Origin of the sequence: Paenibacillus sp. MAEPY2 (assembly GCF_000499205.1) — a bacterium.
Classification (GTDB): domain Bacteria; phylum Bacillota; class Bacilli; order Paenibacillales; family Paenibacillaceae; genus Paenibacillus; species Paenibacillus vandeheii.
Genome location: NZ_AWUK01000034.1, coordinates 116584 through 130205, shown reverse-complemented (window position 1 = coordinate 130205; position 13622 = coordinate 116584). Strand labels below are relative to the sequence as shown.

The window sequence follows — 13622 nt, the reverse complement described above, 5'->3', positions numbered from 1 at the left end:
CTTGGAATAACGTGGCTGGAATTCGTTACAATTTTAAAGGGTACCATCACCACAGTATAAGGTGTGCATGATTCGTTAACGCTTTAAACACAATGATCAGGGACAATTGTGGACAAATGCAGGAAAGTAACGTTCAATCCCCTTTTGTTTTGCTTGACTAACGTGTAAACTACAGGGTATGGAGAAGAAGAGCAACGGACCGATTGCTTTTTAAAAAATTCATTTCATAATCATGATTGATATACGGAAAACTAGTCTTGATTGAAGCCAAGTGAAAGCAATTATGAAATGGACTTATCTAAATGAATATACAGAGGTGTAACGATTGGCAAACTTTGAACAACTGGGCATTCGCCCGGAATGGTGCGAGATCCTGAAACAACAGGGCATCGCCGTGCCGACTCCGGTACAGGAGCGTTCGATTCCGGTATTGCTGGGTGGGCGCGATATTATTGCTGAGGCGCAGACGGGTACAGGGAAAACGCTGGCTTTTTTGCTGCCGATTATTCAGAAAATTAACGTATCCGACCGCTCGCCGCAAGCGCTGATTATTGCCCCTACGCGTGAGCTGGCGCTGCAAATTACGGAAGAAGCGAAGAAGCTGACTGCAAACGACGATAAACTGCATGTTCTCGCGGTATACGGCGGACAAGATGTGGACAAACAGCTGCGCAAACTGCAAAACGGTACACAGATCGTGATTGGTACGCCGGGACGTCTCCTGGACCATCTGCGTCGTGGCACGTTGAAGCTGGACAATGTGAAAAAACTGGTGTTGGATGAAGCCGACCAAATGCTGCACATGGGCTTCCTGGATGATGTAGAGACCATCCTTAGTGAACTGCCACACAAACGTCAGACGATGCTGTTCTCGGCAACGATGCCGAAAGGCATTCGCAACCTGGCGAAGAACTACATGAAAGATCCGGAGGATGTGAAGGTATCCTCCAAGTCTGTGATTCCGATCAATCAGATTCGTCAGCAGGTGCTGGAGTGCACGGATCGTGGCAAACTTGAGGCGCTTCGCGGCATGATTGATACGTATCGCCCGTACCTGGCGATTGTTTTCTGCCGGACCAAGCGCCGTGCATCCAAGCTGAATGAAGATCTGCGTGAAGCAGGTTATGCGAGCGATGAACTTCATGGTGATTTGTCTCAATCCAAGCGTGAGAACGTAATGAAAGCATTCCGCGACGCGAAATTGCAAATCCTCGTTGCTACGGATGTTGCGGCACGCGGATTGGATGTTGAAGGCGTAACGCATGTATTCAACTACGATATGCCACATGATGCGGAAAGCTATATCCACCGAATTGGACGTACGGGTCGTGCTGGCGGCACGGGCCTTGCCGTGACGTTTGCAACACAGCATGACAGACCAGAGCTTGCTCGTATTGAGGAAGGCACCAATCAGAAGCTGTCTCGTATCCAGTGGACAAGTGAAGGTCCGGTAGCTTCAACTGGAGCAAGCAGACGTTCCATCAACAGTCAGGGTGATGAAGAACGTTCTGGCGGACGCTCCGCCGGGACAGGCAGTGCTCGTCGCGGCGCAGGTCGTACCGGCCGCAGTGAAGGCGGACGTGGCGGTCGTGGTGGTTCTCGCGGCGGTGAAGGTGGACGCAGCGGTGCTCGTAGTAGCGGCCGCAGTGGCGACGAGCGCAGCGCAGGCCGTGGTTCCGCGCGCAGCAGCGACAGCAGTCGCAGCACAGCGAGTCAAGGCGGGCGCGGTGCAGGTCGCAGCAGCGATGAGCGCAGCAGTGGCTGGGGCGGCCGTAGCGCCGACAAGCGCAGCTCCGGGCGCGGTAGTGAAGGCGGCCCAAGCAAGCAGGGGCGCGCAGGTCGGCCGGACTCCGCAGGACGCGGTCCGGCCAAGAGTGACCGTCGGGATTCTCGTCGCGGACGGTAAAAGATAAAAACTCATAGCGGGTAGTCTGGAAGAACGTCATAGATTTTCCAAACATCAAAACACCTCATCCTAGACCTAAGGATGGGGTGTTTTTGCGTCGAAGCTTATATGATAAAAATGATACGATGTCACGCGTAATTCCATTACGCATGCAGGGGTGAACGGATTTCAGGTCGTCTATATACAGGGATTGAGTTTGCACTAATTTACGTTTCGAGTCCATATTCAACAGCTTTACACATGAGCATCTGCGTAAGAATCCCGATATTTCTCGTTATACACCCGACCCACCGATTCCGCCAGACCACCGCGTGCCTTACCCGGATACAGTTCCAGAGTTTGATAGAGTCGCATGAAACGATCCTTGGGCATAAAGCGGGCGTAGCGGGTAATAAGACTAGGGAACAACTCAATATATTTACTTTTGCGTACAGCCGCGGCGGCGACAGCCGTCAGGATCTGAATGCCGTTGTGCAGCTGCAAAATATTAACCTCGTATGTGGCAACATACCGGATCGCATCCTCGCGAATTAATTCCGGCTTCAGCCGTGCGATTTCACCGATATATTCAGCGAGCAGCCGCTCGAAGCTGCGCAGCAGCAGAGGCTTGAGCTGCAGGTCCATATCGCTGCGCAGCACGAAGGATTGCAGCAACGCAACCTGCTGCAGACGAATCCGGTCGTTGTAGACGAGTGAGCCGATCTCCCTGAGCATTTCGTAGGCGAGCGCTTCATCCTGCTTGCGCGCTTCTGCGACAAGGGCCCAATTCCGGTTAATGCCCTGACGAATCGCCTCCTCATCCTGACGAAGCATTCGTTTGAATTCTCGCTGCTGTTCGATCTGGAAAGATCGCTTTTGCATGAAGATCAGTCCAGCGAGGAGCAGCAGGGAGACGCTGGCCGCTGCCATGGTCTGATCAATCGTTTCGCCGAAATAAGTAGCAGCCGCACCAAGAATTACTGTAATGAACAGGTCGCGTACAATTCGACGTTTCACGCGGGAAGCGGCGCGTTCTTCGGCTGAGGTGAGTGTGCCCCGCCCACAGGCGGTACACTGGTCCTCCCAAAGACAGGTATACTGTCCGCACCGCTTGCAGACACGCAACTTTTGAAAAGCATGCGTCGTTCTTATAAAAGGCCTGATGGATACAACTTGTTTAGAACTCATGCTCAATCACGCTCGCCATTCAGAATAGTGTAGAGGGTTCGATCTGCATCTTCCCGGGAAACGGGTTTGCGCCGATGAAGCAGGAACGCAATCCCCTTTATCATGACAAAAAGAAACAATATGGCGAGGCATCCGTATGTAACCATAATCCGTTCCTTTCTATGGCTTGATCATTTTGCTTATATTATAAGATGAACTATTGTTTGCACACCCGAGTCACTTCGATGGCAGAACAACCTTTCTGCCCTCTCCGTTAACGTGTGATGCTTATATTCATTTTATAAACGATAATGTTTACTGATCAAGCGTCGTTATATTGCAGTTTACTGGCAATAACTATATCATATTTCCATAGTTGGAACTTTAGTGACAGATTAAGACGTGAGAACGTCGATTTTTGTCAGTCATTACAAAACTGTAACTGAAGATAGGGGTGCTTTTCAGAATTTATTAGTAGACTGTTAAGATTTCCTTAAGGCTTGACGCCTATAATAAACTATTCCCATTTTAATCTCAAACGTGAAGGAGTACACCTAATGCTGCGGACAAGCAAAATACGCTGGCTCAGCGGAACTCTGGTTCTGCTGGCAATTCTAACGCTGCTGCTACCTCAGGCGTTGCTGCCTCATGCTGCAGCGGCTCAGGCACAGACAAGTGGAATCGATGCGGTACTTGTAGCCGATGTAAGTAATTCAATGAATACAAGTGACCGTGACAAGATCAGCAATGAAGCCATGAAAATGTTTATTGATATGCTGCCGGTCCAGGGGGACAAGGTAGGGATTGTTGCTTACACCGATCAGGTGGAGCGGGAAAAGGCATTGCTGGAGATTCAGTCCGATGCGGACAAGAACAGCCTGAAAGATTTTATTGATCAGCTGGGCCGAGGGCCCTATACCGATATTTCTGTCGGAGTGGCTGAAGCGGTGAATGTGCTGAACCACGGGGCTGACAAGTCTCACTCGCCAATGATCGTGCTGCTGGCTGACGGCAACAATGATTTTAACAAAACCAAAGGCCGCACTCAGGCTCAGTCCGATGCGGATCTGGCAAAGGCAGTCAAGGAAGCAAAGGATCAAGGGATTCCCGTCTATACGATTGGACTGAACGCGGATGGTAAATTGAACAAGGATGCACTTGCAGATTTGTCTCAGCAGACCGGAGGCAAGTCCTTCATTACGGATACGCCGGATGACCTGCCGCAGATTCTGAGTGAAATTTTTGCGGATCATGCCAAGCTGAATGTGGTGAAGCTGCCCTCCATTACAGGAAACGGCAGTTATCAGGAAGTTACCGTGAACGTACCGAATGACAGTGTACTGGAAGCGAATATTTCGATCATGTCTTCAAAACAAGTGCAGATCGAATTAACCGATCCTTCCGGCAAGGCCGTGGATCTGAATTCGAATGCAGCCAAGCTTTCAACTTCGAAGAGTTATTCCTTGGTGAAGCTGCTTAAACCCCAGGAAGGCGACTGGAAACTTCGGGTAAAAGGGGCTCCCAAAGACAGCATCGATATCAACCTGTTGTTCAACTATGATCTCCAGCTCGTCGTGGACCCAATTAAGACCAAGTCCTATACAAAGGGCGACAAAGTCGATCTGACAGCCAAGCTGGAGAATGGGGGACAACCGCTGCAGGATAATGATCTGTATGCCGATATGAAGGCGACATTGGTCGTAAACGATCTGGATACAGGCAAAAGTGTGGAACAACCGCTCGAAAACACGGGAACCGGGTTCGCCGGAACGTTTGAAGTGCCGGACAACCATAACTATGAGCTTGTTATCCGTGCAGAAGAGGACAGTTTCTACCGGGAAAGTGCTCCAATTACGATCAATGCGGGTGGAGCAGCCGGAAGCGGAAATCAACCTACGACTTCTGCTGGCGAACAGGATAAACCATTCCCATGGTTACCCGTTATTCTTGGCGTGATTGCCCTGGTCGTTGTAGCTGTTGGAGGCTGGTTCCTCATGGGCTGGCTAAAACGCAAAAACCGCGGATTTGTTGGGCAGATGGTTATTGAAATTCGGGATGAAAACACAGGGGACAAGTCGTATCCACAATATAAAAAGCTGGCTTCCTTCCGGGGCAGATTTCATTTGCATCAGCTGTTACAGCTGGACCCTGAATTGAAGGAAACCGAAAAATATGTATTTACACCCAGCAATGGGGATCGAATTATAATCCGTAATACCGCAGGCGGAACGTTGGAGAAATCCGGCCGTGCCGTTGATGCAAGCTCAGGCGTTGAACTGAAGAACGGTGACCGACTGAGCATCCCGCTGCAACAGGCGGACAAGACCATTTTAATTGAGTATCTGGTATAACAGGCATTTGCACTTGCAGATGACGAAAGGGAGGACTTGGAATGAAACCGATTGTTAGAGAACATATTCAGCAACTGGATGTATCGCTTGGCGGAGGGATTGTCAGCGAGAAAATCAGAGTCGATACCATTGATAACCCGATTCTGATTATCGGCCTTGGAGGAACAGGTATTGATGCGCTGCTGCGTCTTAAATACCAGATTAACCGACGTTTCAAGCTGCCACAGGACCCGGTATCCAAGAAAAAGATGGACAAACCGTCCAATGTGGAATTTCTTGCTTTTGAAACGAACGAACAGGATCGCGCCAAAAAGTATAAGGGCATCGGACTTGATCCAATTAATGAATTCGTATTGCTGTCCAATGCCGAGATTGGTGGACTTCTTCAGAACCGCAGCGTATTGGAGCCGTATATTACGGACTGGCTGTCTCCGGAGCTGAGCATCACCGATGGCATGAACGGTGCCGCAGGGGTGCGTCAGGCTGGACGTTTGCTGCTGTTTACGAAGATTAACCAGGTCGTTCAGGCGATCGACAAGAAGATCAAAACCTTATCCGTAGGCACCAACAAAAAACTGATGGTGTTCCTGCTGACAGGTCTTTCCGGTGGTACGGGCAGTGGTTGCTTCCTGGATATTTCCTATATCGTTCGCGGGATTATCGAACGCGATCATGGCTCTGCCGGGATTGACCGCGTGAACACGCTTGGATATCTGTTCACTCCAGATGTGAACCTTTCCAACAAAAGCTTGAGTGAACACACTCGTGAGTACATCCGCAAGAATGGTTACGCTGCGCTCAAAGAGCTGGATTACTGGATGAACGTGGATAGCCGGGGAGAACGTTTCTCCCAGAAATACGGCAATATTCTGACCGTAAATTCACCGCTGCCGCCGTTCAACCTGTGTCATCTGATTTCCGCAACCAATACGGAAGGCAAACTGCTGGAAAACGCCTACGATTACTGCATGAACGTCACCGCCGAGAACATCACCAACTTCATGGCGAGTGAGGAAAAGCAGTCGGGTGAGGAGTTCGCCATCCACGACTATATTAGCAACATTCGTACGAACATTGCGCAGATGAACAAGGCTTACCCGGCGAACTATGATTACAACATTATCGGTGCATCTTCCGCGGTACTGCCGATTGAAGAGATGACGACCTATCTGGCTTACCGCATGTTCGACAAAATGAGCACAATGTTCTCCAAAGCGCCGAATCAGGAGGATACCGAGAAGTTTGCCCGCAAACTGGGCATTGATCTCGAAAGTGTGGTCAAGTCCTTTGAAGCCCGCGTGCCGGAGCCGCTGCCAGGCTACCAGAATAGCGAGCGTCTGTCCTATGGCAATGTGGTGAAATCACAGGTGGTGAACATGGACACCGAACTGGAGCAGAACTTCCTGGCTCGTGCCCGTGAAGAATATATCAAGGCGAAGAAGCAGCTGCCGGGTGAGATTGCGGGTCAGTTCACCGAACAGATCCGGCGTATGTTTTTGCATCCCGAACAGGGTCCGTTCTATGTGTCCCGTCTGATCTACACGGAAAAAGGCTTCTGTGTACTGAAGATGATTCAGTCGTACATTGAAACCCTGCGTGAGAATGCCTTCCGCATTCCGCGTGATATTGAGGCCGCTCAGGAGCAGTCCGAAGAGAAGCTCGGCGATGCGAAGAGTGCTTTTGTTTCCAAAGAGAAGAAGAAGAATGCTTATATTGAAGCAAAAATTCATGAGTACTGGCTGCACGCCGATGTGGAACGCAATGATCAGATGATCGAGTTCTACGAGGATTTGTACGAATTGCTGAATCAGGAAAACAGCCGCATTTATAATGTATTTACCGAAACGCTGAACGCGCTCAGCTCGATTTTCTCCAAAAACGGGGATATTCTCACACGCGGCGAAGAACAGTCCGATCACAAAGGCAACAAGACGTACTATTGGAACGTTGTAAGTGTACCGGATATCGTCAGTGTGGTGGATGGACTGCTGGATAAGCGCGATACGGATGATTTGATTCGCGACTTCTCTCGTGAATTGCTGGAGAACTCCAGCCAGTGGGTGAAGGAAAACGAGATCGATATCGTCAGCTCCATCTCTGATTTCCTGACTGAGAAGTTCGGCGATCTGATTACCCGCTCGATGGAAGACTTCCTGGTTATCAAATATGGACAGGACGAGTCGGTCGAGAAATTCGTGGAACGCTTCATTGCAGGCAAACTGGATGATGAGGCCGTTCCGGTGTTCAATCTGAGCAACAGCACAGGCAGTCTGCATTTCCCATCTTGGGGATTCGTATCGGTGCCAGCACAGGCGCCGGGCATTCTGAGAGGGATTCGCAACTATCAGAACAATGCGGTGGGCAAATCCCATTTTACCGTCAAGGAAAGTGAAGTGCGCAACCGGATCTTCTGGCTGAACACGCGCAACGGGGTACCGCTGTTTGTGTATACACCGCTCAAAGTATATGAGGAAAGTTATGAACGTACCATTTTGGACAAAGAAGGCATCGGCCGCCATCTGGTGCAAACCGAGAAGAATAACTGGACCTATCTGCCGTCTCCGATCCCTGAAAAGTCCTGGGGTGATGTGTACGAGAACACTCGTGTGAAGCAATACAATGCCCGTGTGCGTACGGAATTCGAGCAGGCGATAGGATACAAGATTGTTACAGCCAAGACGATTGACGAAAATACAAGCAACCGCTACGCCGTTGTTACGACCGAACCGTTCGATCTGTCCGCAAAGCTGGGTGCCTACGACATGCGCCTGACGTCTACTACGCCGAACCTGGGTGAAGTGAAGCGTGCAGTTATGGAACTGAAACGCCTGCAATCCGAAGGATTGCCACGGGTGTCGGTGAAGGACATTTTCGGAAGTATTAATGAAGATATGGCCAAAGAAAACCTGGTACGTTCCCCGCAGCTAATCGCGCGGGTACGTGAAGAGCTGGCGAAGATGAACGCCATCTCGGCCAAAGTCGCCGAACTGGAAGGCATTCTCGCCCAGCACCAGGACGAGGAGCAGTGGTATGACCGCTTCATCGAAGCACTCTACACGGATACCATCGTGAAGAAGGGTGCGCTATATGTCTATGACCGTGATCCGGAAGAAGATGCATGGGAGCCGTTCGCGAACCTGATGAAGAGCCGCAACTTTGCTGAATATGAAGTGTTTGGCAACTTCCGTGGACTGGCGGAGAAGGATCGCAGCACATTGTTTCGCAAAGCTTCCCGTCGTGATAACGACCTGACCGCTTCCGAAGATATCACGCCACTGCTTAGCAAGGTAGATGATCTGGCTGCATTGTTCATGGAATCCCGTGATCGCCTGGAATACGAGCGAGTGGAACTGGCGAACGGGGAAGACATCTATCAGTTCTACAGAACGATGTCATCGAAACTGAATGACATTCGCAGAAGGCTGAAGTAAGATGGCGGCCGGGATGGAGTTCAGCTCGAACAATGCCCTGAAGCGTAATCTGGAGAAGTATGCAGCCCAGTATGCAACAGAGCAGGAGCGCCAGGGCAGCCTGGGTGATGGTCGCAGCAGCATCCATTACCCCGCTCTGTTCCTGTTCGTGGGTGATCAGGTCGCTCCGGCAGTATCTGCTGTTCAGGAGATCAACCGGCTGAAATGGGATAACGGAGAAGGCGTAGTGTACGTACAGATTGGGACGGAAGATCAGGATGATGATCGTCATCAGAACCATGACAGCAGCGGAAGAATGAAGCATGATAATGAAAACGGTGGCCAGCTTGACCGACGTGAACATAGCGATGACCGTCAATCATCATATCCAGTTGGGCATCGTCCGGCTGAAGCTATGGATCGCAGCTCGTTCGATGACGGTCAGGTGACTCGCCACGTGCTTCCGATATCCCGGGCACAGACTGGGCGACCTTCCAAGACACTTCGTAAGGATGTACATCGCAGTTTTCACGATTCAGATCAGGCCCTTTATGGTCTGAATCGCACCTTGCGACGGGTGAGTAATCGTATTGCTGAATACGGACGTTTGTATTCATCATTCGATCGGATCTACGTGACGGTCGTGACTCGGGCAGACGATCCATTAAATGTGTTGTTACCGGAGCTTACCAAGCTGACCGAAACGATATTGGGTCAATCCTTCAAGTCGGTACAGACCGATCTGCATGTGCTGGTCAGCGAGATGGAGCAGGTCGATTCCTTTGGATATGCAAGTGCAGCAGGACTCGCTTTTTTGCGGGAACTGGATTACATGCAAGGGCTGGACTATACGTTCAGCGGTAATCTGCTGGTTACAGAGGACGGTATCTCTATTCCGGTAGTGCATCCTGCATCGCCATTATTCGATCTCGTATATATTTTGTCAGACAAAAACGAGCGGGGAACCGGCGTGCCGGGCGGATGGATCGAAAATGCCGAGATCATCTGCCGAATCTGTCTGCTCAAGAACCGGAAGCAGGAGCCAGATAGCTCCGGTGCCGTTTCAAGCACTGGAGCCAACACCTATAACAATACATCGTTCAAAAACAATATTCGTACCACTTCGGATCAGCATGGGTATGCCAGTGCAGGTTTTGCCGAGATCAGACGGCCGAACAAACCGATTGCACTCGCGGTGTTGTATCACCTGTATCGTTATCTGCTTGAACGGATGCGGCAGGAGCCCGAGTGGAGCATCAAGGACAAGCTCGTCTTCTTTGGACTGGACGGGGCTTCGGTAGAGCGTAAAGTGGAAGGTATCCTTCCCGATGAGGACCTGGTTAGCGGCATGAGCGGCATTATGACGCATAACGTCAGCTTCACGGATCTAAAGCCGCTCTCACTGCGTGAAGCGGAGAGAGCGCTGTTCGGCCATGGGGCAGAGGCGTACTTCCGTGATAACGTGGTCCGTCTTGCCGAGGAACGAGTGCGTCAGCGCAGCACAGAAGGCTCGCTTCGTCGCCAAGCCGAGCAATCACGGACGGAGCATCCCGAGATTGGATATTTTCAGTGGGCCGCCTGGAGTGACAACGGGTTCGGCAGTGTGCGTGAGGCCTTGCTTGGACTGATCCGGGATAAATCGGTGCAGCTTGAATCCGCACGTTCTTTGCTTGAGCAGCGGCAGCAGGAGCGGGTAGAGGATCAGTCGTTCAAACGGGCATTGTTCCGTGACAAACAAAACGTGCGCAATCTGATCGATTGTTTGCTGGAGCGCGTGTATGTACCCAAGGTTGAATTGCTGCGTCTGGAGAATGAATTACAGCTGCTTCGTGTCTACGACACAGAGATGGAGCATCTGCATACGTTCAGTCGGAAGGTAACGGAGACACTGGCAGCGCTGGAACGTACCTTGCGTGAGACCGCTCTAGAGAGCATCGCCGCAGCCGATGAGTACATCGGGCAGAACGTAATGGAATACTACGGCAAAGTGACGGAAGCGCTGATCGCCGATTTGGAGGCAAAGCGCGGACGGGATGTTTGGTTCGAAGACCGCTATATGGGGGATATGAACCGGCTTGCTACGGAAGGAAACGAGCGACTCCTGCAACGTCTGATGGAAGTATGTCATGCCATGCTGCTTACAGCAGATCCGCTCCGGGTACCTTTTGAAGAAGAGTTGCTGCTACGGGCGAATGTTACCATTACCTATGGCGACAAAAACGTACTGACCCGTGATGATCTGTTCCGCAGATTGTACCGTACACTGGAGGAGCAGGCGGTCGTTCGGGTAAGGGTATTCGACTATACGCAGGAACATCGTTATGAAGAAAAATATTTCTTTGGTGATCACCATAGTGCCTTCATGGACTACGCGGCGCATGCCGAAGAGACGTCACGTATTTATAAGCTGGGTGTGGTATACGAAGAACGAAGCAGTGGTGTGGAGAAGCTGAATCTGATGGGAGGCTTCCATCTGGAAGACCTGATGGTGTATCGCAACGGCCGGGTGTATTACGATTCGTATACGGAGAATGGTTATGAGCTGCATCCCTCCGATCTGGCCGAGAAGCTGTCACCCATGCGCTAAAACATAAGGCCGTGTCTCTTATGGACGGAAGGGAGGTACAGATGGGGTTGAACTTTGAGGCGGGCAAGTTTAATTTTCATTGTTCCTTCATGGTTCAACGTCGATCTGTTTTCGCCAGGGATACGGAGTCGTTCATTTTTGATTGCCCATCTTGTATTAATTCAGCCACTCTTGGCTGGTTTGGAAAGGATGCATGCAAACATGCAGCGAAAAATCAATCTTCTCTTGGTCCTGTTCAGCCTCATTGGCGGAGCTGTGGGCTTTGCGGCTGGAGAAATCATGCTGCGTCAGTGGCTTGGAGAAATGCCTCGTCTATTGCTGATGGGATTATACTTTGGCGTGCTGGCGCTTAGCGTGGGATTGTTCTGCTTACTCGCAGAAATGATCTCGCCAAAGCTGAACGGAGCTTCCTGGAAGCTGAGATATTTGGGGCTGTCCTGGAAACTGCTTGTTCCGGCAACGCTGGCACTACTTTTTGTCGTCGGACTTGCCCTGCAATTGCTGTATCAGATTAACCCGGGCGGTGCGAAGCAAGTCAAAGATATTATACTGATGATCGATAATTCGGGCAGCATGAGTGATACGGACCCGGATAACGGACGCTTTGAAGCGGCCAAAACGCTGATCAGCCAAATGGAGAGCGATAAACAGGTAGCTGTGATTACCTTTGATGATCAGCCGCAGCTGCTGCAGCCGTTCATTCAGATGGACAGTGAAGCGGCCAAAAATGAGGTATACAGCAAGATTGACGGCATCGTGACGACCTCGGGCGGCACCAATTTCGATGCAGTGCTGCGCGAAGCGATGGAGCAGATTAAGGGCAAGCAGGACCCGAAACGCGGTACGGTGGCGATCCTGCTATCCGATGGATTCAGTGATTTAGACACATCCGGCATTTTGTCTGAGTATGCAAATGAACAGATTGCCGTCAATACAGTAGGTCTGAGTCTGGTAGACCCTTCCGGAACCGACTTGCTGCGTCATATTGCACAGCAGACGGGTGGTATGTACTATGATGTACCGGATTCCGGGGGCCTTAATCTGGCATTCCAGCAAATTTACGATACGATCGATGAACGTACACTGGTGACCGAACGTACAGGCATGATGGAGAACAGTACGTATCTGGCTATTTTCCGAGTGGCTGCTCTGCTTCTGATTGGCGTAGCGCTGGGCATATCGCTTGGGCTGGTATTCGATAACCGCCATTTGGCGGTCAGCTTCGGTATAGGTGGTGCTGTATCCGGTCTATTGGCAGGACTTCTGCTTGAATGGGGTCTGGACGGATCAGCGGTTGGTGATGCATTTGTAAGATTTGGAGCGATGCTCATCTTATCTGCTGTGTTAACCCTGTTCACCTGGATCATACCAATCAAGGAGAATACACCGCGGAAGACTCGTGGGCGCCGCGAGGCTGGTGCAGGAGCCAATTCGGCGGAAGGATTCGGTCAGCGGGGAAGAGATACGCGCAGCAAAGGATTTTAACGTCTGGAGGTAGACGATAGATGCGTTTTACGGATGCAGAACCTTCAGCGCCCCTGATTCGCAGACTGACACTTGCAGTGGACGAGAGCCAGTGTACACTTCGCTGGCTCTGGCCAGATCGTGTGGAAGCTGTATATGTTGAACGGCTGGAGCTCGATATGATGAGCGATGATCGTACCGGGGAAGAGGCTGCACAGGGCAAGCTGAAGCTATACACGAAAGAAGAATACAAGGCGAGTAATGGATATATGGATCGCTTCACGGGTTTTGGTGCCATCCGGTACACGGTGTATGTCTGTCAGATGGAGGAAGACGGGCCAGTTCTGGTGCGTCAGCGTGATGGGGACAACACGGTGATTGCAAGCGCAGGCAAGGCGGATATTCGCTTTTCCATCCGGTACAAGAGCGGTTTTTTCCAGAAACGAAAAAGTGTGCTGATGACCGTCACGGCCGAAGCACCTGTTCCGAAGGAAGCGCTCTGTTATGTCCGCAAGCAGGGCGGGGTTCCGTTGAACAAGGAAGATGGCACGGTGTACCCTTTTGTGAGTGATTTTGCTCCCGGAAGAAATGAGATGCCACCCGTCGAGGTAGCCAAGGACGATTACGTGAGATTGTTCTTCACGGACGGACCAAAGTATGGAGCCGCCTATAGGCTTATATCAGATTAGATAGTTAGACTAATTTTTTACTCTGTCATCGTAGTGCAAGTGTAAATCAACTTTGTCTAACTGATCAGG

General features: G+C 50.9%; 7 protein-coding genes. 6 read left to right on the top strand and 1 reads right to left on the bottom strand.

Annotation, left to right across the window (positions count from 1 at the left end; genetic code table 11):
- Window positions 1–325: 325 nt before the first annotated feature.
- Window positions 326–1906 carry a DEAD/DEAH box helicase gene (locus P364_RS0125110; protein ID WP_024632796.1) on the top strand — a complete coding sequence of 527 codons (1581 nt, stop codon included), beginning with the start codon at window positions 326–328 and terminating at the stop codon, window positions 1904–1906.
- Window positions 1907–2140: 234 nt separating this feature from the next.
- Here P364_RS0125110 and P364_RS0125105 read toward each other — a convergent pair whose 3' ends face one another.
- Window positions 2141–3073: a hypothetical protein gene (locus P364_RS0125105; protein WP_024632795.1), complete on the bottom strand. Its 933-nt coding sequence runs from the start codon at window positions 3071–3073 to the stop codon at window positions 2141–2143.
- A 536-nt stretch (window positions 3074–3609) separates the two neighbouring features.
- On the opposite strand from P364_RS0125105, the gene P364_RS0125100 reads away from it, so the two are divergent.
- From P364_RS0125100 to P364_RS0125080, 5 genes are all read left to right on the top strand, one after another.
- Window positions 3610–5403: a vWA domain-containing protein gene (locus P364_RS0125100; RefSeq protein ID WP_024632794.1), complete on the top strand. Its 1794-nt coding sequence runs from the start codon at window positions 3610–3612 to the stop codon at window positions 5401–5403.
- 41 nt (window positions 5404–5444) lie between these two features.
- Window positions 5445–8834, top strand: a complete 3390-nt coding sequence (locus P364_RS0125095) for a tubulin-like doman-containing protein (protein WP_024632793.1) — start codon at window positions 5445–5447, stop codon at window positions 8832–8834.
- 1 nt (window position 8835) lies between these two features.
- Window positions 8836–11400: a hypothetical protein gene (locus tag P364_RS0125090; RefSeq protein WP_052016764.1), complete on the top strand. Its 2565-nt coding sequence runs from the start codon at window positions 8836–8838 to the stop codon at window positions 11398–11400.
- A gap of 201 nt (window positions 11401–11601) precedes the next feature.
- A complete protein-coding gene (locus tag P364_RS0125085) occupies window positions 11602–12885 on the top strand; it encodes a vWA domain-containing protein (protein ID WP_024632791.1) in 1284 nt (427 codons plus the stop codon).
- 20 nt (window positions 12886–12905) lie between these two features.
- Complete coding sequence (locus P364_RS0125080) at window positions 12906–13553, top strand: hypothetical protein (RefSeq protein WP_024632790.1); 648 nt, start codon at window positions 12906–12908, stop codon at window positions 13551–13553.
- The last annotated feature ends 69 nt before the right edge of the window (window positions 13554–13622 follow it).